General features: G+C 72.0%; 18 protein-coding genes. 7 read left to right on the plus strand and 11 right to left on the minus strand.

All coding sequences use genetic code 11. From position 1 onward, the window contains the following. The first annotated feature begins 28 nt into the window (after positions 1-28). The 3 genes from uraD to pucL are packed head-to-tail and all read left to right on the plus strand — an operon-like array spanning position 29 to position 1,792. Positions 29-547: a 2-oxo-4-hydroxy-4-carboxy-5-ureidoimidazoline decarboxylase gene (gene uraD / locus OCS65_RS02570; RefSeq protein WP_231772301.1), complete on the plus strand. Its 519-nt coding sequence runs from the start codon at positions 29-31 to the stop codon at positions 545-547. Beyond that, positions 547-873, plus strand: coding sequence for a hydroxyisourate hydrolase (gene uraH, locus OCS65_RS02575; RefSeq protein WP_006944145.1), 327 nt, complete (start codon positions 547-549; stop codon positions 871-873). The genes uraD and uraH overlap by 1 nt, the downstream gene beginning before the upstream one ends. Positions 874-877: 4 nt before the next feature. Beyond that, the gene (gene pucL, locus OCS65_RS02580) at positions 878-1,792 is read left to right on the plus strand and encodes a factor-independent urate hydroxylase (protein ID WP_161996257.1); all 915 of its coding nucleotides are present in this window, start codon (positions 878-880) and stop codon (positions 1,790-1,792) included. A 10-nt stretch (positions 1,793-1,802) separates the two neighbouring features. On the opposite strand, the gene OCS65_RS02585 is transcribed toward pucL, so the two are convergent. Further along, entirely contained in the window at positions 1,803-3,275 is a 1,473-nt protein-coding gene (locus OCS65_RS02585; protein ID WP_065923588.1) for a PucR family transcriptional regulator, read from the minus strand. Positions 3,276-3,417: 142 nt separating this feature from the next. Between OCS65_RS02585 and OCS65_RS02590 the strand changes: the two genes are divergently transcribed. From OCS65_RS02590 to OCS65_RS02600, 3 genes are read left to right on the plus strand one after another with little or no spacing between them, the layout of a single operon-like run. After that, positions 3,418-4,788, plus strand: coding sequence for an 8-oxoguanine deaminase (locus tag OCS65_RS02590; protein ID WP_006944138.1), 1,371 nt, complete (start codon positions 3,418-3,420; stop codon positions 4,786-4,788). Positions 4,789-4,792: 4 nt separating this feature from the next. Next, complete coding sequence (locus tag OCS65_RS02595) at positions 4,793-5,602, plus strand: FAD binding domain-containing protein (RefSeq protein WP_231772302.1); 810 nt, start codon at positions 4,793-4,795, stop codon at positions 5,600-5,602. After that, entirely contained in the window at positions 5,599-8,313 is a 2,715-nt protein-coding gene (locus OCS65_RS02600; protein WP_231772303.1) for a molybdopterin-dependent oxidoreductase, read from the plus strand. The genes OCS65_RS02595 and OCS65_RS02600 overlap by 4 nt, the downstream gene beginning before the upstream one ends. A gap of 109 nt (positions 8,314-8,422) precedes the next feature. Here OCS65_RS02600 and OCS65_RS02605 read toward each other — a convergent pair whose 3' ends face one another. From OCS65_RS02605 to OCS65_RS02620, 4 genes are read right to left on the minus strand one after another with little or no spacing between them, the layout of a single operon-like run. Beyond that, positions 8,423-9,100 carry an SRPBCC family protein gene (locus OCS65_RS02605; RefSeq protein WP_006944129.1) on the minus strand — a complete coding sequence of 226 codons (678 nt, stop codon included), beginning with the start codon at positions 9,098-9,100 and terminating at the stop codon, positions 8,423-8,425. Between the two features lie 20 nt (positions 9,101-9,120). Further along, entirely contained in the window at positions 9,121-9,978 is an 858-nt protein-coding gene (locus tag OCS65_RS02610) for an FAD binding domain-containing protein (protein WP_029546635.1), read from the minus strand. Then, a complete protein-coding gene (locus tag OCS65_RS02615) occupies positions 9,975-12,362 on the minus strand; it encodes a xanthine dehydrogenase family protein molybdopterin-binding subunit (RefSeq protein ID WP_006944122.1) in 2,388 nt (795 codons plus the stop codon). Before OCS65_RS02615 ends, OCS65_RS02610 begins: the two co-directional genes overlap by 4 nt. Further along, entirely contained in the window at positions 12,359-12,865 is a 507-nt protein-coding gene (locus OCS65_RS02620; RefSeq protein ID WP_006944121.1) for a (2Fe-2S)-binding protein, read from the minus strand. Before OCS65_RS02620 ends, OCS65_RS02615 begins: the two co-directional genes overlap by 4 nt. 216 nt (positions 12,866-13,081) lie before the next feature. On the opposite strand from OCS65_RS02620, the gene OCS65_RS02625 reads away from it, so the two are divergent. Continuing rightward, positions 13,082-14,548 (plus strand): aminotransferase class I/II-fold pyridoxal phosphate-dependent enzyme, encoded by a 1,467-nt coding sequence (locus tag OCS65_RS02625; protein ID WP_006944120.1) that lies wholly within the window; start codon positions 13,082-13,084, stop codon positions 14,546-14,548. 22 nt (positions 14,549-14,570) lie between these two features. On the opposite strand, the gene OCS65_RS02630 is transcribed toward OCS65_RS02625, so the two are convergent. Genes OCS65_RS02630 through OCS65_RS02655 form a run of 6 tightly spaced genes read right to left on the minus strand, consistent with a single transcriptional unit; the run spans position 14,571 to position 20,912 of the window. Next, positions 14,571-15,710 (minus strand): XdhC family protein, encoded by a 1,140-nt coding sequence (locus OCS65_RS02630; protein WP_006944119.1) that lies wholly within the window; start codon positions 15,708-15,710, stop codon positions 14,571-14,573. After that, entirely contained in the window at positions 15,703-16,818 is a 1,116-nt protein-coding gene (locus OCS65_RS02635; protein WP_263508673.1) for a vWA domain-containing protein, read from the minus strand. The genes OCS65_RS02630 and OCS65_RS02635 overlap by 8 nt, the downstream gene beginning before the upstream one ends. An 8-nt stretch (positions 16,819-16,826) precedes the next feature. Next, entirely contained in the window at positions 16,827-17,717 is an 891-nt protein-coding gene (locus OCS65_RS02640; protein ID WP_043796805.1) for an AAA family ATPase, read from the minus strand. Between the two features lie 9 nt (positions 17,718-17,726). Next, on the minus strand, positions 17,727-18,497 hold the full coding sequence (locus OCS65_RS02645) for an alpha/beta fold hydrolase (RefSeq protein ID WP_006944115.1): 771 nt from the start codon (positions 18,495-18,497) through the stop codon (positions 17,727-17,729). Then, positions 18,494-19,549, minus strand: coding sequence for an isopenicillin N synthase family dioxygenase (locus OCS65_RS02650; RefSeq protein ID WP_102800204.1), 1,056 nt, complete (start codon positions 19,547-19,549; stop codon positions 18,494-18,496). The genes OCS65_RS02645 and OCS65_RS02650 overlap by 4 nt, the downstream gene beginning before the upstream one ends. Beyond that, complete coding sequence (locus tag OCS65_RS02655) at positions 19,530-20,912, minus strand: uracil-xanthine permease family protein (RefSeq protein WP_263508676.1); 1,383 nt, start codon at positions 20,910-20,912, stop codon at positions 19,530-19,532. Before OCS65_RS02655 ends, OCS65_RS02650 begins: the two co-directional genes overlap by 20 nt. Positions 20,913-20,951: the final 39 nt, after the last annotated feature.

Here is a 20,951-nt window from a genome sequence, read left to right on the forward strand (position 1 = left end):
TGGAGACACCGGAACGAAGGAGGCTCCCGTGCCGTACACCGTCGCCGAGTTCGACGCCCTGCCGGAACCCGAGGCCGTCGCGCTGCTGACGACCTGCTGCGCCGGCGCGACCTGGGCCGCCCGGGTGGCCGCCGGACGCCCGTACGGCGACCGTCCGGCCCTGCTCGACGCCGTGTCCGTCGCGATCGCGGGTCTCGACGACCACGGCCGGGCCGAGGCCCTGGCCGGGCATCCGCGCATCGGGGAACGTTCGGAGAGCGCGTCGTCGCAGCGGGAGCAGTCGGCCGTCGCCACCGCCGACGCCCGGATCCTTGCCGCCCTCGCCGCCGGCAACCGTGCCTACGAGGACAGGTTCGGGCACGTGTACCTCGTGCGCGCGGCCGGGCGGTCCGCCGCCGAGCTGCTCGACATCCTCCACCGCCGCCTCGGCAACGATCCCGCCACCGAGGCCGCGGAGGTGCGCTCCGCCCTGGCCGACATCACCCGGCTCCGGCTCGAACGTCTCGTGCTCGACGAGGCCGACGTCGCGTCCCGTGGGGGCGGGTGATGAGCACCCTCAGTACGCACGTGCTCGACGCCACCACCGGGACTCCGGCAGCCGGAGTGCACGTCGCCCTGGCCGGCGCGGACGGCAGCGTCCTCGGGACGGGACGCACCGACGACGACGGCCGGATCCGCGCACTGACCGACGAGCCCCTGCCGCCCGGCACCTACACCCTCACCTTCGGCACGGGCGACTGGTTCGCCGAGCGCGACATCGTCCCCTTCTATCCGGAGGTCGTCGTCACCTTCCGGATCTCTGTGGCCGGCAATCACTTCCACGTGCCGCTGTTGCTGTCCCCGTTCGCCTACTCCACCTACCGCGGGAGCTGACCCCATGACCGAACTGACCGGCAAGATCGTTCTCGGACCGCACCAGTACGGCAAGGCCGAGAACCGCGTGGTGCGGATCCATCGCGACACCCCGCGGCACGAGATCCGCGACATGAACGTCTCGTCCTGCCTGCGCGGCGACTTCGGCGCCGCGCACCTCGAGGGCGACCAGGGCACCGTCCTGCCCACCGACACCCAGAAGCAGACGATCTACGCCTACGCCAAGGGCGTCGAGTTCGTCGAGACCTACGCCCTCGCCCTCGCGCGGCACTTCGTCGACGACGTCGAACCCGTCCACTCGGCTCGCATCGAGATCGAGGAATACGCCTGGGAGCGCGTCGCCGTCGACGGTGTGGGGCACGACCACACCTGGACCCGGAAGGGCTCCGAGGTACGCACCGCCGCGGTGACCGTCCAGGGTTCCGGCCGGGCGCGCCGGGAATGGGTGATCGGCGGGCTGAAGGACCTCGTCGTACTCAAGTCCACCGGTTCCGAGTTCGCCGGGTTCCTCACCGATCCGTACACGGTCCTCGAGCCGACTCGCGACCGGGTGATGGCGACGAGCCTCGTCGCGAAGTGGCGGTTCACCACGACCGACGTCGACTGGGACGCCACCTACGCCGGGATCAAGGCGACCATGCTCGAGCGGTTCGCGAACCTTCAGTCGAAAGCACTGCAGCAGACTCTTTTCGAGATGGGACGCGCCGTGCTCGAGAAGTACCCGTTCGTCGCCGAGATCCGGCTGTCGGCCCCCAACAAGCATCACTTCGTCTACGACCTCGAGCGGTTCGGCGTGGCCAACGACAACGAGGTCTTCCACGCCGACGACCGGCCCTACGGCCTCATCCAGGCGACGGTGCAGCGCGAGGACGCCCCCGACGCCGGGATCGCCTGGGACGCCTACACCGGCGCCGTCTGACGCGCCGCCCTCACGCCAGGGCGCGCACGGCGAGGTACACGTCGAGTCGGTCGCCGATGCGTCCGAGGTCGCGGCCGGTGAGTGCCTCGACGCGGCCGATCCGGTAGCGGACCGTGTTCAGGTGCACGTGCAGTCGGTCCGCCGTGCGGCGCCAGGAGCCGTCGCAGTCGAGGAACGCCTCGAGGGTGGCGAGCAGCCCGGCGTCGGTGCGCCGGTCGTGCTCGAGCACGGGCCCGAGGATGCGCCCGGCGAACGCGCGGCGCAACTGATCGGGAACGGCGGTGAACAACCCGAGCGCGGAATCGAGCTCGGCCGCCCGCACGCACACCGCCCCCGCGTCGCCGCGCGCCGCGGCGACGGCGGCGGCCGCGGAGCGCACCGCGCCGTCAACGGATTCACCTGTGCCGCAGGCACTGACACCGACGAGTAGGCGAGTCCGGGCCAGCGCGGGAGCGAGGCGCCCCAGGCGCCGCCGCAGCGCGGCAACCACCTCGGACTCGTCGCCGTCGACCAGCGCGACGACGCGCCCGGCGACGTCGACGGTGGTGACGGCGCCGGACAACGCGTCCTGCACGGCGGCCCGCATCGCGGCGCGCTGCTCCGGGGTGCCGGCCGGGGCACGGTCGACCACCACGGCGACCGGTGATCTGCCGCAGTCGATGTCGCCCCCGGGGGGCGTCCGGTCCGCGGCCTCCCACCCGAGCCGGCGGCGTTCCTCCCGCCGCACCCGGTCGAGGGCCGCCACCGCGGCGAGTTCGCCGAAGGCGTCGAGGCACTCCGCGTCCGGGGTGCCGGCGTGCCGGACCACGAGGTACCACGAGCCGATCCGGTCGGCGAGCCCCGAACCGACGGGCAGCACCGTGTATCCCCCCGCCACCTCGGCGGGCAGGCGATCGGCGGTCAGCGCGGTCCTGGTGAGGGCGTCGACATCCTCGTCGGGCAGGGGATCGGCGCCGGCGACGGGCATCCCGGTGGCGGTGAGCAGCCACGCCGACACCCCGAACTCCCGGGCGGTCCGGTCCGTGAGTTCGTCGAGGCTGCACCCGTCGGCGACCGCGGTGAGCAGCCGTCGCTGCCGGGCCAGGCCGGTTTGCAACCGGTCCATCCGCGCCCCGGCCATCCGGCCGGTCATGTACTCGATGACCCGGCTGAACGGCACCTCCTCGGGCACCGAGAGCAGCGGTATCCCGTGCCGGACGCAGGCCTCGACCACGTCGGACGGCACCTGCCCGTGCAGCGCCTCCCCGGCGGCGAGGGCGGAGACCCCGGCGCGGGCGAGCAGCGTGACGAACAGGTCCGCGTCCGCCGCGGTGCGCCGCCAGACGAGGCCGGTGAACACCAACGATCCCGCGCTCACGTAGCGGGTGGGATCGGGCATGTCGGTCGTGCACGCCCGCAGCACCGGGCGGGTGAGCGCATCGGAGTCGCCGTGCAGCAGGCGGATTCCGAGCTCCGGTGCGTCGAGGACATCCTGTAGCAGCACGGCGTTCACCTCCGGGTGACGGGTTTGGACGATCGCACAATACGAAGCCGATATTTCGGTTCCGTTTCGTGTGTGCCGACCGGGATGTTGCGGTTTCCGGGGCGTTGACTGGGAGCGTCGACGAGCGTGAGGAGCAACGCCGATGCAGCCGAACACCACCCGGCCGATCGTGATCCAGGGCGCGCACGTGGTGACGATGGACGCCGGACGGGCCGAGTACCGGCGCGGGCACGTCGTCGTCGAGGGCAACCGGATCGTCGCCGTGGGCGCCGGCGAGCCGCGCGGCTACGCCGACGCCACCCTCGTGGACGGCACCGGCTGTGTGCTGACGCCCGGCCTGGTGAACACCCACCACCACCTGTACCAGTGGATCACCCGAGGCCTCGCCGTCGACCACACCCTCTTCGAGTGGCTGACGACGCTGTACCCCGTCTGGGGCGGGATCGACGCCGACGCCGTGCACGTCGCGGCGAAGGGCGCCCTCGCCCACCTCGTCCGCACCGGCTGCACCACCAGCACCGACCACCACTACGTGGTCCCGCGCGACGGCGGCGACGTCTTCGGTGCGGAGATCGCCGCGGCCGCGGACGTCGGCGTCCGGTTCCACCCGTGCCGCGGATCCATGGACCTCGGCGCGAGCGCGGGCGGCCTGCCGCCGGACCACGTCGTCGAGGACCTCGACACCATCCTCGTCGAGAGCCAACGGGCCGTGGAGAGGTGGCACGATCCGTCGTTCGGGTCCATGCTGCGGATCGCGCTCGCACCGTGCTCGCCGTTCTCGGTGAGCACGGAGTTGCTGAAGCAGTCCGCGGTGCTCGCCCGCGATCTGGGGGTGCGGCTGCACACCCACCTCGCGGAGACCCTCGACGAGCAGGACTTCTGCATGGAGCGGTTCGGCTGCAATCCGGTGCAGTACATGGAGTCGCTCGACTGGACGGGCCCCGACGTCTGGTACGCGCACGCCGTGCACCTGGACGACCGCGACATCGGGGTGCTCGCCGCCTCGGGCACGGGCGCGGCGCACTGCCCGACGTCCAACGCCCGCCTCGGTGCCGGCATCGCCCGCGCCGCCGACCTGTACGCGGCGGGGGTGCCGCTCGGTCTCGGGGTCGACGGGGCGGCGAGCAACGAGTCGTGCTGCATGCTCGAGGAGGCCCACCACGCCGCGCTGTTCGCCCGGGCCCGCAGCGGGCCGCGCGCGATGACGGTCCGGCAGAGCCTGGAACTGGCGACCGTCGGCGGGGCGCGGGTCCTCGGCCGGGAGAACGAGATCGGCTCCCTGGAGGTCGGCAAGCTTGCCGACCTCGCGCTGTGGCGGATCGACACGCTCGCCCATGCGGGCATCACCGATCCCGTCGCGGCGCTCGTGCTCGGCTCCCAGCCGCCGCTCGAGCTGCTGCTGATCGACGGTCGCGAGGTGGTGCGCCGCGACGAGGTGCGCACCGTCGACGAGACGTCGGTGGCCGCGGAGGTTGCCGCCGCGCACGACGCCCTGGTGGCGAAGGCGGGGTGAGCGCATGGACCTGCACACCGTGACTGCATACGACATAGCCTGTACCCGAGAGGATCTCGTCGCCGACGCTGCTACGGCGTTCGTCGGCGGCGGGACGTGGCTGTTCTCCGAGCCGCAGCCGCACCTGCGCCGGCTGCTGGACCTGTCCGGCCTGCGCTGGCCCGCTCTGACCGTCACCGACGCCGGTCTCGAGATCGCGGCCACCTGCACCGTGGAACGCCTCGCCGCGCTGTCGGGCACCGAAACATGGCCGAGCGCAGCGCTGTTCCATCAGTGCGCGGCGGCACTGCTCGCCTCGTGGAAGATCTGGAAGCGCGCCACCGTCGGCGGCAATGTCTGCCTCGCGTTCCCGGCGGGGGCGATGATCTCGCTGTCGACGGCGCTCGACGCCACCGCCCTGATCTGGGCGCCCGGCGGCGCGGAGCGCCGGATTCCCGTGCAGCAGTTCGTTACCGGAAACGGCACGAATCTGCTCGGGCCGGGCGAGGTGCTGCGCAGCGTGCACGTCCCCGCGGCGGCGCTGGCGTCGCGCACCGCGTTCCGCAAGATCGCGCTCGCCCCACTCGGCCGCTCCGGCGCGGTGGTGATCGGCCGCGTCGGCCCCGACGGCGCCTTCACGCTGTCGGTGACCGCCGCGACCGTGCGGCCCTACGTGTTCCGATTCCCCGATCCACCCACGCCCGGCGAACTCGCCGACGCGCTGCGTACCGGTGTGCCGGCCGACGCGTACTTCACCGACGCGCACGGCGCCGCCGACTGGCGCCGCGCCGTCACCGCCGTCCTGGCCGACGAGATCCGGGAGGAACTGTCGTGAGGTTCACCGTCAACGGCCGCGAACTCGACGCCGACCCCCGGCCGGGACAGTGCCTGCGCACGCTGCTGCGCGAGCACGCCCACTTCGAGGTCAAGAAGGGCTGCGACGCCGGCGACTGCGGCGCCTGCTCGGTCCTCGTCGACGGAGAGGCGGTGCACTCGTGCGTCTTTCCCGCCGTGCGTGCCGAGGGCCACGCCGTGACCACCGTCGCCGGCCTCGGCACCGGTGACGATCTGCATCCGCTGCAGCAGCGGTTCGTCGACGCCGCCGGGTTCCAGTGCGGATTCTGCACGGCCGGAATGATCGTCACCGCCGCCACCCTGACCGACGACGATCTGACGGACCTGCCGAACCGGCTCAAGGGGAACCTGTGCCGGTGCACCGGCTACCGATCCGTCGACGACGCGCTGCGCGGCGTCACCAACGTGGAGGCGCCCGCGCCCGGGCCCTCCTGCGGGCGGTCCCTGCGTGCCCCGGCCGCCGCGCGGGTGGTGACCGGCGCCGAGCCCTACACCTTCGACACCACCGTCGCCGGTGCGCTGCACGTCGCCGTGCTCGGCAGCCCGCACGCCCACGCACGGATCGTCTCGATCGACACCACCGCCGCCGAGGCACTGCCCGGCGTGCACGCGGTGCTCTGTCACCGCGACGCCCCGGCCGTCGCGTACTCCACGGCCCGCCACGAACACCGGGACGACGACCCCGACGACACCGTACTGTTCGACCGGATCCTGCGCCACCACGGGCAGCGGGTCGCGGCCGTCGTCGCCGAGACCCCGGCGCTCGCGCAGGAGGGATGTCGCCTGCTCGCCGTCGAATACGAGGTGCTGCCGTACGTCCTGGACCCGGACGAGGCGCGCCGGCCCGGCGCTCCGCTGCTGCACGCGGACAAGGGACCCGAGAACCGCATCGCCGATCCGTCGCGCAACCTCGTCGCCGAACTGCACGGCGAGGTCGGTGACGTCGACGCCGGCGTTGCCGCGGCCGCCGCCGTCGTGCGCGGCCGGTGGCAGACGCAGCGCGTGCAGCACACCCACCTCGAGACCCACGGCGCCATCGGGTGGATCGACGGCAGCGGTGATCTCGCGACCGGGGGCCGCCTGGTGATCCGCAGTTCCACGCAGGTGCCGTTCCTCGTTCGCGACGAGCTGTGCCACATCTTCGGTCTCGACCGCGATCGGGTACGGGTGTTCGCCGCGCGCGTCGGCGGCGGCTTCGGCGCCAAACAGGAGATGCTCGCCGAGGACGTCGTCGCGGCGGCCGTCCTGCGCACCGGACGCCCGGTGCAGTGGGAGTTCACCCGCACCGATCAGCTCACCGTCGCGCCGTGCCGGCATCCGATGCGCGTGGACGTCACGGTCGCGGCCGGTGCCGACGGCGTCCTCACCGCCCTGGCGATCGATGTGCTCTCCGACGCGGGCGCCTACGGAAACCATTCGGCGGGAGTGATGTTCCACGGATGCGGCGAATCCGTCGAGGTGTACCGGTGCCCGAACAAGCGGGTCGACGCCCAGGCCGTGTACACCAACAACCGTCCCTCCGGCGCGTTCCGCGGTTACGGGCTGGGGCAGATCGTCTTCGCAATCGAGTCGGCGATGGACGAGCTCGCCGTCGAACTCGGCATGGACCCGTACGAGTTGCGGCGGCGCAACGTCGTCGTGCCCGGCGACGACCTGGTGGGTGCGCACCCGGAGGGCGGCGATCTGATCTTCGGCAGCTACGGGCTGGACCAGTGCCTGGACCTGGTGCAGGACGCGATGCGCCGAGGCGGTGCCGGGGAACCGGCCGGGCCGCAGTGGCGCGTCGGTGAGGGCATGGCCCTGGCGATGATCGCGTCGAACCCGCCGGGCGGGCACGTCGCCGACACGTCCGTCGAACTGCTGCGCGACGGCACCTATCTCGCGCGGGTCGGCACCGCCGAGTTCGGCAACGGCACCACCACCGTGCACACCCAGATCGCCGCCACCGAGCTGGCCACCCACCCCGACCGCATCCGGATCCGCCAGTCCGACACCGACGTCACCACCCACGACACCGGTGCGTACGGATCGTCGGGGACGGTCGTCGCCGCCAAGGCCCTGCTCGCCGCCGCGCGGGAACTGCGCCGGCGGATGGTCAAACTCGCCGGACAGATCACCGGCACCGACCCCGACGACGCGGTGCCCGAGGCGGACGGGGTGCGTGCGGGCGGCCGCCTCGTCAGCCCCGGCGAACTGCTCGACGCGGCCGGCGGCACGCTGCGGGCCGAGGGCAGCCACGGCGGCCTGCCCCGCTCGTTGTCGTTCAACGTGCAGGCCTTCCGCGTCGCCGTCGACGTGCGCACCGGCGAGCTGCGGATCCTGCAGTCGGTGCAGGCCGCCGACGCCGGCGTCGTGGTCAACCCCGAGCAGTGCCGCGGCCAGGTGGAGGGCGGCGCCGCCCAGGCGATCGGGGTCGCGCTGTACGAGGAACTCGTCACCGACGACACCGGCCGCGTCGTCACCGATGCGCTGCGGAACTACCACATTCCGCAGTACGCCGACCTGCCCCGCACCGAGGTGTATTTCGCCGACACCTACGACGCGCTCGGCCCGATGGGCGCGAAGTCGATGAGCGAGGCGCCCTTCAACCCGGTGGCACCCGCGCTGGCGAACGCTGTGCGCCGCGCGATCGGGGTCCGGCCGCACGAGCTGCCGCTCTCCCGCGACCGGATCTGGCGGCTGCTGCAGTGATCGGCGCCGGTTCCGTCGGCCCGCCCGTGCCGAGCGAATGTATCGCTCACTCGATCAGGCCGACGGAACGATACATTCGCTCGAGGAGGGGAGGGGCGAACAGGCGGTCTCAGGGGTGGCGGCGCCGCAGCAGCAGGTAGACGATCAGGGCCACCAGCGCCGACACGGCCACTGCCGGGCCGACGCGCTTGAGCACGGACCCGCGGGCGTACTGCATCAGGTCCAGCGGCGCGGCCTCGGTGGGCTGTGGTGCCGCCGTCACCGGCACGGCCGGGGTCACCTCCGGGGCCCCGCCCGCCGGGGGTGGGGGCGCGGCGGCCTCCGGCGTCGGCACCGGGGCGGGCGGGCCACCGAGCTTGTCCGCCAGGCACGCCGTGAACTGCTCGATGATCTTGCCGCCGACGTCGGAGATCATGCCCCGCCCGAACTGGGCGGGCTTGCCGGTGATGGACAGGTCGGTCACGACGGTGCCCTCGGTGCGGTCGCCGTCGCCGACGAGGGTGATCGTGAACGTCGCGTTCACGGTGCCGTTGCCGCGCGAGTCCTTCGCGGCGGCCTCCATGACCGCCCGGCGGGCCTGCTCGTCGGTCTCGACGAACTCCCCGGTGCCCTTGTACAGCAGCTGTACCGGTCCCATCTTGATCTTCACCGTGCCGGTGAAGGTGTTGCCGTCGACGCCGGTGAGGGTGGCGCCGGGCATGCAGGGTGCCACCTTCTCGGGGTCGAGCAGTGCCGTCCACACCTCGTCGATGGGTGCCGGCACGGACATGTGGTGTTCGAGTTGCATGGTTCGTCTCCAGTGTGTGCTCAGGCGACGTCCGCTGCCGTTGCCACGGCACGGCGCGTGAGCACCCGCGCGAGCTGGCGGCGGTAGTCGGCGTCGGCGTTGCCGTCGCTCATGGGTGAGGTGCCCTCGGTGGCCTGCTCGGCGGCGGCACGGACGGTGTCCGCCGTCGCGGGCTGCCCGACGAGGGCCCGCTCGACGGCGTGCGCCCGCACGGGCACGGCCGCCATGTTCGTCAGCGCCACCCGGGCCTGACGGATCGTGCCGCCGTCCGTCTGCACGGTGGCGGCGACCGCGACGATCGACCAGGCGTGGGCCACCCGGTTGAACTTCTCGTACCGCGCCGCCCATCCCGTGAGCTTGGGGATCCGCACCTCGACGAGGATCTCCTCGGGCTGCAGGGTGGTGGTGAAGTAGTCGTCGAAGAACTCCGCGACGGGGATGCTGCGCCGCCCCGACGGTCCGGCCGCGACGAGGGTGGCCTCGAGGGCGAGCACCGGCGCGCCGAGATCCCCGGCCGGATCGGCGTGGGCCAGGGCCCCACCGAGGGTGCCGCGGTGCCGGATCTGCGGGTCGGCCACCGTGCTCGTGGCTTCGGCGAGCAGCCGCGCGTGTTCACGCACGAGCGGATCGTGGATCACGTCGTGGTGGGTGGTCATCGCGCCGATCACGAGGTCGCCGCCGTCCTCGCGCACCCCCCGCAGGTCGGGGACGCGCCCGAGGTCGACGAGCGTGGTGGGGGCGGCCAACCGCAGCCGCAGCACCGGCATCAGGCTCTGCCCGCCGGCGATGATCTTGGCGTCCTCCCCGGCCGCGGCCAGCGCGGCGACGGCCTCGTCGATGGTGGTGGGCGCGACGTAGTCGAACGTCGACGGAATCATCGGGCGCCTCCCTGAGCCGATTGCCGAGCTGATTCGACGGCGTGCCACACCCGCATCGGGGTGCACGGCATCTCGATGTCCCGCACGCCGAGGTGGCGCACGGCGTCGAGGACGGCGTTGACCACCGCCGGCGTGGAGGCGATCGTGCCGGACTCGCCGACCCCCTTGACGCCCAACGGGTTTCCGGTGGCGGGGGTCTCGGTGCGGTCGGTGGTGAACGTCGGCAGGTCCGCGGCCGACGGCAGCAGGTACTCGGCGAACGAACCGCTGAGCAGGGTGCCGGACTCGTCGTGGACGGCCTCCTCGTACAGGGCCTGCGCGATGCCCTGGGCGAGGCCGCCGTGCACCTGCCCCTCCACGATGAGCGGGTTCACGACGTGCCCGACGTCGTCGACGCACACGTACGAGCGGATGCGCACCTGCCCGGTCTCGGTGTCCACCTCGGCGGCGCACAGGTGCGTGCCGTGCGGGAACGAAAAGTTGTCCGGGTCGTAGGTGGCCTCGGAATCCAGGTTCGGCTCGATGCCTTCGGGCAGGTCGGCCGCGGTGAACACCGCGAGCGCGATGTCGCTCATGCCCACGGCCTTCTCGGTACCCCGGACCCGGAACCGGCCCTCGGCGAACTCGAGGTCGTCCTCCGAGCACTCCATCATGTGCGCCGCGATCGGGCGGGCCTTCGCGATCACCTTCTCCGCGGCCTTGACCACGGCCATACCGCCGACGGCGAGGGACCGGGATCCATAGGTGTCCAACCCCTTCGGCGAGGTCTGCGTGTCGCCGTGCAGCACCTCGATGTCCTCGAACGGCACTCCGAGCCGGTCGGCGACGATCTGGCTCCACGCCGTCTCGTGGCCCTGCCCGTGCGACGACGAACCGGTGACCACCTCCACCCGGCCGGTGGGCAGCATGCGGATCGCGGCGTGCTCCCAGCCGCCCGCCCCGTAGTTGAGCGAGCCGAGTACCCGCGACGGCGCCAGGCCGCACATCTCGGTGAAGGTCGACACCCCGATGCCGAGCTGGACCGGGTCCTGCCGGCGGCGGCGTTCCTCCTGCTCGCGGCGTAACTCGTCGTACCGGAACAGATCGCGGGCCTTCGCGGTGGCCGCCTCGTAGTTGCCCGAGTCGTACGTCAGGCCCGCGACGGTGTCGAACGGGAACTCCTCGTGCCGGATCCAGTTCTTGGCGCGCAGCTCGAGCGGATCCATCGACAGCTCGGCGGCGAGCTCGTCCATGATCCGTTCGATCCCGAACGTCGCCTCCGGCCGGCCCGCCCCGCGGTAGGCGTCGGTGGGCACCTTGTTGGTGAACACGTTGGTGCACGAGAAGTGGTAGGCGCCGAACTTGTAGATGCCGTTGAACATGAACGCGCCCAGGATCGGTACGCCCGGGGTGACGAGCCTCAGGTAGGCGCCCATGTCGGCGAGCAGCTCGACCTTCAGGCCGACGACGGTGCCGTCGCGGCGCGCGGCGAGGGTGAGCTTCTGGATCTGGTCGCGGCCGTGATGCGCCGCGACCATCGACTCGCTGCGGGTCTCGGTGTACTTGACCGGTTTCCCGAGCCGGCGCGCGACGAGCAGTGCGAGCAATTCCTCCGGGGTCACCTGCAGCTTGCCGCCGAAACCACCGCCGACGTCCGGTGCGATCACCCGCAGCTTGTGCTCGGGGACGCCCAGCGTCATCGCCAGCATGATCTTGAGGATGTGCGGGATCTGCGTGGCCGACCACACGGTGATCTGCGGCCCGGTCGGGTCGACGACGACGGAGCGCGGTTCCATGAACGCCGGGATGAGCCGCTGCTGCCGGAACGTGCGCTCGACGACGACCTCGGCGTCGCGGATGGCCTGCTCGACGTCGCCGCCGGTGCCGGCCTCGGCGGAGTCGAACGTCCAGGTGGCGCTGACGTTGGTGCCGAGATCCGGGTGCACGAGGTCGGCGCCGTCGCGGGCGGCGGTCGCCAGGTCGAGGACCACGGGCAGCTCGTCGTAGTCCACGTCGATCGCCTCGAGGGCGTCGTGGGCCTCGTAGGCGCTGCGCGCGACGACGAGGGCGACGGCCTCCCCGGCGAAGTTGACCGTGTCGACGGCCAGGGACGGCGCGGGCGGGATCTTCATATCGGGGGTGATCACCCACGCGCACGGCAGGCTGCCCTGCTCCGGCGAGGCGTCCGCGCCGGTGAGCACCGCCACCACGCCGGGTCTCTGCCGTGCTTCCGACGTGTCGATCGAGGTGATGCGGGCGTGGGCGAACGGGCTGCGCAGGATCGCCATGTGCAGCATCCCGGGGAGGACGAGGTTGTCGGTCCAGCGGGTGCGCCCGGTGACGAGGTGCTCGTCCTCCTTGCGCCGCCGCGACTGGCCGATCTCGGGTTCGACGGTGCTGGTCATCGCCCGCCTCCTGCCGTCGTGTTGTCCGTCTGCAGTTCGGCGGCCCGGGCCTTCTGCGCCGCGTCCAGCGCCGCCCGCACGATGTTCTGGTAGCCGGTGCAGCGGCACAGGTTGCCCTCGAGACCCAGCCGCACCTCGTGCTCGTCGGGATCGGGGTTCTCCTCGAGCAGGTCGATCGTCGACATGATCATGCCGGGCGTGCAGTAGCCGCACTGCAGTGCGTGGTTGTCGTGGAATGCCTGCTGGACGGGGTGCAGCACGCCGTCGCGGGACAGGCCTTCGACGGTCGTGACCTCCGCACCGTCGGCCTGCACGGCGAGCACCGAGCAGGATTTGACGCTGCGGCCGTCGAGGTGCACGGTGCAGGCACCGCAGTTGCTGGTGTCGCAGCCCACCACGGTGCCGACCTTGCCGAGCCGGTCGCGCAGGTAGTGCACGAGCAGCAGCCTCGGTTCCACCTCGTCCGTGTAGGTCGTCCCGTCGACGGTGACAGTGATGCGCATCGGGCCTCCAATGCCGGGAACATCCGGGATCCAAGATCGTCGAGAAGTGTTCACTGACACTGTGCTCCAACGATGACCACCGAATACGCCGATTCGCCGAATCGGTGGCGGAACAACCTCGTTCCCGCGCGGGTGGCGGCGGGACGGGGGAATCCGACTCGCGAAGCCGACCCGCGGCAGGGCATTTTCGGTCCGCGTGTGGGGTACCCCCCGGGCATGGATCAGTCCGAAACTCCCCTGCTGGATGCACTGGATCAGTACCACCGGCTCGACCGTTACGGCTTCTCTCCGCCCGGCCACCGCCAAGGCCGCGGTGCCGACCCGCGGGTGAAGAAGGTCCTCGGGCTCGACACGTTCCGCTCGGACGTGCTCGCCTCGGGCGGCCTCGACGACCGGAAGTCGGGCAACGGCTACCTGTCGCGGGCCGAGCAGCTCATGGCCGAGGCGGTCGGAGCGGAGCAGGCGTTCTTCTCCACCTGCGGCAGCTCCCTGTCGGTGAAGGCCGCGATGATGGCGGTGGCGGGCAACGATCCGGGGGGACTGCTCGTCGGCCGGGACTCGCACAAGTCGATCGTCGCCGGGCTGATCTTCAGCGGCGTCACGCCCCGCTGGATCACACCCCGGTGGGACGAGGAGATGCACTTCTCCCATCCGCCGTCGCCGGACCAGGTGCGCGCGACGTGGGAGAAGTACCCGGATGCGGCCGGCGCGCTGATCGTCAGCCCGAGCCCCTACGGCACGTGCGCGGACCTCGAGGGCATCGCGAAGGTCTGCCACGAGCGGGGCAAGCCCCTCATCGTCGACGAGGCGTGGGGCGCGCACCTGCCGTTCCACGACGACCTGCCCACCTGGGCCATGGACGCCGGCGCCGACATCTGCGTGGTCAGCGTCCACAAGATGGGTGCCGGATTCGAGCAAGGATCGGTGTACCACCTGCAAGGCGACCTGGTGGACGGGGCGCACCTGTCGGCCTGTGCCGACCTGCTGATGACCACGAGCCCGAACGTGATGATCTACTCGGCCATCGACGGGTGGCGCCGGCAGATGGTCGAGCACGGCGCCGAGTTGCTCGGTGACGCACTGCAGCTGGCTCGGCGTACCCGCGACCGGATCGCCGCGATCGACGGGCCGACCGTCCTCGAGGACCGGTTGCTCGGCGAGGAGGCCTCGCACGATCTCGATCGGCTGCAGATCCTCCTGGACGTGAGCGAACTCGGCGTCTCCGGCTATCAGTGCAGCGACTGGCTGCGCGAGCACTGCCGGCTCGACCTCGGCATGACCGATCACCGGCGCATCCTGGCCACCCTCTCCATGGCGGACGACGAGGGCACCACGGACCGGCTCGTCGCGGCGCTCGAGTCGCTGTCGCAGGCCGCGGAGTCGTTCGATCCGCCGCCGAAGATGTATCTGCCGAGCCCCGGCGAGCTGCAGCTCGACTCGGTGATGTCGCCGCGCGACGCGTTCTTCGGCAGGGCGGAGATGGTCGACGCGGGCCGGGCCGCCGGGCGCATCGCGGCCGAGCAGATCACCCCCTATCCGCCGGGCATTCCCGCCGTCGTGCCGGGTGAGCGGCTCGACGACGCCGTCGTCGACTACCTGCGCAGCGGCGTGAACGCCGGGATGGTGATTCCCGACGCGACCGACACCTCGCTCGAGAAGTTCCGGGTCGTCGCCGAGGGCTGAGTGCGGCCGCCCCGGGCAGCTCCTACTGCCCGGGAACCGCGCTGTCCTCGTGGGCGTGGATCGGGCCCTCGGTGCGGGCGAGGTGCTCACCCCGGCCACCCCATTTCAGCGCGATGATCTCCGCCGCGATCGACACCGCGGTCTCCTCCGGAGTGCGCGCCCCCAGATCCAGGCCGATCGGGGAGCACAGCCGCGCCAGCTCGTCCTCCGTCATCCCCGCTTCGCGCAGGCGCGCCAACCGGTCCTCGTGCGTCCGCCGCGACCCCATGGCACCGACGTACGCCAGGTCGAGCCGCAATGCCACCTCGAGCAGCGGCACGTCGAACTTCGGGTCGTGGGTGAGCACCGTGACGACCGTGCGCGAGTCGACGCGCCCCGCGGCCGCCTCGGCGGCGAGGTAGCGGTGCGGCCAGTCCACGACCACCTCGTCGGCGGCCGGGAACCGGGCGGCGGTGGTGAACACGCCCCGCGCGTCGCACACCGTCACGCGGTAGCCGAGGAACGAGCCGAGCTGTGCCATGGCGGCCGCGAAGTCGATGGCGCCGAACACCAGCAACCGCGGCGGCGGCTGGAACGAGTGGACGAACACCGACATGCCCTCGCCGCGGCGCTGCCCGTCCGGCCCGTAGTGCAGCGTCGCGGTCCGGCCCGCGGCGAGCAGACCCCGCGTGTCGTCGGCGACGGCGTCGTCCGCCCGCGCCGACCCCAGCGCCCCGTGCGCGCGATCCGGCCACACCGCCATGCGCCGACCAACCCACGCCGGATCGGGATGCTCGGTGACGGTGGCGACCGCGACGGGTTCCCCGGCCCGCACCGACGCGACGACCTCGCCCAGCTCGGGGAATCCGGCGACGTCCACCCGTTCGACGAACACGTCGATGATGCCGCCGCAGGTGAGCCCGACGGCGAAGGCGTCGTCGTCGGACACGCCGTACCGCTGCAACACGGGCACACCGTCCTCGATCACCTGCTGGGCGAGCTCGTACACGGCGCCCTCCACACAACCGCCGGAGACGCTGCCGGTCACGGTGCCGTCGCCGGCGACGAGCATCGCCGCGCCCGGTGCGCGCGGCGCGGAACGGAACGTCGAGACCACGGTTCCCAAGGCGACGGTGTCGCCGGCCCGGTAGCGACGGTCGAGTTCGTCGAGAACCTCACGCACGGTGGACCTCCTCCAGCAGTTCCTGCAGCGTCGCGAGGCTGTGCCCGGCGAGCAGACGGTCGAGATGCGGCAGGGCGGCCGCGATGCCGGACTGCACCGGCTCGTACCCGGCCGCCCCGGCGTGCGGGTTGACCCACAGCACGGCGCGGGCGAGGCGGCGCAGCTGGGCGAGCTGCTCGGCGAGCAGGCCGGGATCGCCGCGTTCCCAGCCGTCCGAGAAGATCACCACGACGGCACCGCGCGCGAGCCCCCGACGGCCCCACCGGTCCAGGAACGCCCGCAGGGTCTCGCCGAGCCGGGTGCCGCCCGCCCAGTCGGGGACCGCCCGGCCCGCCGCGGCGAGGGCGAGTTCCGGGTCGCGGGCCCGCAGCGCGCGCGACAGCCGCGTCAGGCGTGTGCCGAGGGAGAACACCTCGGTGTGGGCGGGATCGGCGCGGGTCACCACGTGCGCGAACCGCAGCAGTGCGTCCGCGTAGGGGCTCATCGATCCGGAGACGTCGAGCAGCAGCACCACCCGGCGCGCACGGGTCGCCTTGCCGTGCCGGCTGGGCCGGACGGGCTCGCCCCCGGCCGCGAGCATCCGGCGCACCGTGCGGCGCGGGTCGATGCGGCCCCGGCGCGACGGGCGCAGCCGCATCGCCGGGCGGGTGGGCGGTCGCGGATGCAGCGTGGCGATCAGCTCGGCGAGGTGTGCCCGCTCGGCGTCGGACAGTTCCGCGATGTCGCGACGGCGGAGCACGTCGGCGTCGTCCGCGGCGACCCGCAGTTCCGGACCCTCCCCGGCGGTCTCGTCACCCCCCGCGGATGTGAGTCCGGCGATGCGGGCCCGACGCGGGGTGCGGGTCTGCGGCGACGTCACGCCGGGTGCCGTTCCCCCGAACCAGCTTTCGAACGCGAGGTCGTAGCGGGGGATGTCGGCGGGGTCGTGGCACAGGGTGGCACGTCCGGTCCAGTACACCTGCCGGCGGTCGCCGAGGTCGATCTCGCGCAGGGCGCGCACGTAGGCCTCGGCGGCGTCCGAGGCGACGGGCAGGCCGGCCGCGGCGAGGGCGCGGGTGAACCCGGCGATCCCGACGAGGGGACCTCCGACGTCCGCGGCCGTCGTCATCGCGGGCCTCACCCCGTCAGGAGCCGGTCGAGCCCGGTGCGGACCACCCGGTCGAGGTCCTCCCGGTACTTGAGGACGGCGCCCAGCGTCGCGGCCGCGGTCGTCGCGTCGAGCACGTCGCGGTCGAGTTCGCGCAGCGCTCGGGCCCAGTCCAGCGACTCGGCGACGCCGGGCGGCTTGAGCAGATCCATCCCGCGCATGGTCTGCACCGCGTGGGCGACCTGCTCCGCGAGGTGTTCGGCGATGCCCGGGATGCGGCGGCGCAGGATCTCCACCTCCCGCGCGAGGTCGGGATGTTCGAGCCAGTGGTACAGACAGCGGCGTTTGAGGGCGTCGTGCACCTCGCGGGTGCGGTTGGAGGTGAGCACCACCAGCGGCGGCGTCCGCGCCCGCACCTGCCCGAGCTCGGGGATGGTGACGGCGTTCTCGTCCAGCACCTGCAGCAGGAACGCCTCGAACTCGTCGTCGGCCCGGTCGATCTCGTCGACGAGCAGCACGCACGGCGCGTCGGTGAGCGCCTGCAGCAGGGGCCGCGCCAGCAGGAACCGCTCGGTGTACAGCGAGCGTTCCGCCTCCTCGGCCTCCAGGTGGCCGCCGCTCGCGGCCTCGAGGGTGCGCAGGTGCAGCAACTGCCGGGGGAAGTCCCAGTCGTAGAGGGCCTGGGACGCATCGATGCCCTCGTGGCACTGCAACCGGATCAGCGGCAGGGCCAGCGCGTCGGCGAGGGCAATGGCCAGCGATGTCTTGCCGGTGCCGGGTTCCCCCTCGCAGAACAGCGGGCGGCCCATGCGCAGCGCCAGGAAGGCGACCGTTGCGAGGCCGTCGTCGGCGAGATAGCCCGTCGTGTCCAGCGCCCGCGCCAGCTCCTCCGGTGAGCCGATCGCCGCCGATGCCGTCATGCTGCGAGCCTATGGCAGCGCCGCTGCCGTGGCGTCCTTTCGGAGCTCCGGAAGTCCGGAAAGGCACCATTGCCGAATGCCGTCCACCAGCTCGTCGCGGGCCGACAGCTGCGGCGCGTGATCGGTGTCCAGCGTGATCACCCGGGCCCCGGGCACGAGCCGCTGCATCTCGCGCTGGGCGACCAGCGGGACGGTGCGGTCGAGGGTGGCCTCGACGTACAGCCGGGGCACGGTCCCGAACCGCTCCGGTGTCCAGGCCGGCGCCATGAGGCGGGCCGTCTCGAGCTGCGGGACGAGCCGGCGCGCGGCGGCGACGGCGTCGGCCGGGGCGGCTTCGTGGAAGAACACCGCCGCCCCCGCTTCCGGGGGCACCACGGTGCCCCGTCCGTCGGCCGTGGGCCGCAGCCACCGCGAGATCCCGACCGGTGGTGCGAGACCGAGGGCGTCGCACAGCTGCCCGAACCCGGTGCCCGACGGCAGCATCATGCCCGCGACGTACACCACCCCGGCGATACGGTCGGGGAGCTGCTCCGCCACCTGGGTGACGACGATGCCGCCGCCCGAGTGCCCGACGAGGAACACCGGGCCGTCGAGCGTGGTGACGTGCGCGGCGACGTGGCCGGCGACGTCGTCGAGGGTGACGTCGGTCGCGCCCCACGTGCCGGCGCCCGGCAGATCCAGCGCGTGCGGAGTGAACCCCGCGGCGCGCAGCGGACCCAGCACGGTGTCCCACACCCAGGCCCCTGCCCAGGCCCCGTGCACCAGCACGACGTGTGTCACGGCAGGTCCCGCCCCGCGGCGGCGAGCACGCGGGCCGCCTCACGGACGGCGGCGGTGTTGGCCCGGCCCTGCCGCGACCCGGCCAGCTTGGCTCTGATGTGCTCGCGCACGGTGATGGGCTCGTAGCACTCGTCGCCGGCGAACTCGGGGAGCGTGGCGATCACCGCGTCGACGTTGCCGTCGTGGAAGAACGCGGCCGAGCGGCGGCGCACGATGGTGCCGTCGACGATCGGCGGCTTGACGCGGTGCAGTGTCGACATCCAGCGGTCGCCCGTCAGCCGCGCCGTCAGATCTCCGAGGTTGACGAGCAGGCCGCCCTCGATCGGGGCGACGTCGTGCCAGACGCCGTCACCGCCGAGCACCTGTAGTCCGGCGACGCGGTCGGCCCACAGCACGGTCACCAGACCGAAGTCGGTGTGCTCTCCCATGCCGGTGAGTTCGCCGTCGAGCCGGACGGTGCCTTCGGGCAGGGCGTAGTTGTTCATCCGCAGCACGTCGATGGAGTGGTCGGTGAGCGCGTCGAAGAAGTCCGGCTCCCGGCCCAGCGCGTCGGCGAAGATGCGGGTGAGGGTGCGGGCCACCCGCGCGGCGTGCGCCCGGTAATTCTGCACCGCCGCCCGGAATCCGGGCACGTCCGGCCACACGTTGAGACCGTAGTCCTCCTCCGGCAGCGACACTTCGGGGAACGAGCGTGCCTCGGTGCCGATGTTGAACGCCTCGAAGAAGTCGTTCATCCGCCCGGCGGATTCCACCCCGAGGCTCAGGCTCAGCGACTCGCTCTTCGGCGGACTGTAGCCGCGGTTGGCGCCGGCGACGCGGTAGCGGTTCTTCGTCTCGAGCGGGAGGGCGAAGAAATCGTCGAGGGCGGTGGTGAAGTCGTCGAGGATCGTCCCGGGGATGCCGTGACCGAGGATCTGCACGAATCCGACGCGGCTGCAGGCCTCGTCCATCTGTTCGGCGATCCGGAGTCGGTCGGAGTCCCCGCCGCCGGTCACATACGGACCGATGTCGATCGTCGGGACCTCGAAGGGCTCACGCGTGGGCAGGGACAACGGATTCTCCTGTGATCTGGTCGCTTTCGGTTCCGGGGGTGCCATCGGCGGATCGCCGGGCCGCGGCGCCGAGCCTGGTGTGGTTGAACAGCAGGTTGAGCGAGAACGCGGTGATCGCCGCGAGGGTGATGCCACTGCCGAGCAGGATCTGCGCGGCGGACGGGAACTTGTCGAACATGCCTTCCGCGAGTTCGGGGACGAGGCCGATGCCCACGGCGACCGCGGCGATGGTGGTGTTGATCCGGTCGGAGAGGTCCACCTTGCGCAGGGTGTTGATGCCGACGACGGCGACGGTGGCGAACAGGATCAGGCCCACCCCGCCGACGACGGGCTTGGGCAGTGCGGCGACGACCGAGCCGACCTTGGGCAGCGCACCCAGCACGACGAGGATGACGCCGCTGGTGGCGGTGACGTAGCGGCTGTAGACGCGGGTGGTGGCGACGGCACCGACATTCTGCGTGAACACCGTGTCGACGAACGCGTTGAAGATGCCGCCGAAGATGCCGGACAGGCCGTCGCCGGCGAGGCCGCGGGCGATGTCGGATTTGGTGACGGGCTTGCCGGTGATCTCGCTGACGGCGAGCATGCTCGCCGTCGACTCGGCGAACACGACGGCCATCACGATGCTCATGGCGACGACGGCGGTGATCGGGAATTCGGGCCCACCGAAGTGGAAGGGAGTGGGCACACCGAGCCACGCGGAACCGGAGACACCGCCGAGGTCGATCAGGCCCATCGGCAGCGCGGCGACGGTGCCCACGAGCAGGGCGATCAGCACGCCGAGCTGCGTCCAGATCCCGCGGCCGAGGCAGATGAATCCGAGGGCGACGGCCATGACCGCCACGGCGAGAGCGATGTTCGCGGGATCGGCGAACGTGGGCGCGGTGGGGTCGGTGCCTACGATGAGCCCACCGGCGACACCGATGAGGGAGATGCCGACGACGGTGAGCACGGCGCCGGTCACGAGCGGTGGGAAGAACTTGATCACCTTCGCGAACGGCCACGCCAAGGCCAGACCGACGATGCCACCGACGAGCATCGACCCGTACACCGCCTGCAGGCCGTATTCCTCGGCGATGAGGATCATCGGGGTCAGCCCGGCGAAGGTGGCGCCGCAGACGATGGGCAGCCGGACGCCGGCGAGTTTGCCGACGCCGAGGCTCTGGATGATCGTGATCAGGCCGGCGATCAGCAGGTCGGCGTTGATGAGCATCGCGACGGTCTCGCGGTCGAGACCCACGGCGGCGCCGAAGACCAGTGGGACGGTGATGCATCCGGTGTACATGATCAGGACGTGCTGGATGCCGAACGCCAACTGCCGCCCGAAGGGCAGTCGGGTGTCGACGGGATGGGCTGTTGCCATGGAGGGCTCCGTCCGGGACACAAGGCTGTATACGGTGAT

The organism is Rhodococcus aetherivorans (assembly GCF_025722975.1).
GTDB classification, from domain to species: Bacteria; Actinomycetota; Actinomycetes; order Mycobacteriales; family Mycobacteriaceae; genus Rhodococcus; species Rhodococcus aetherivorans.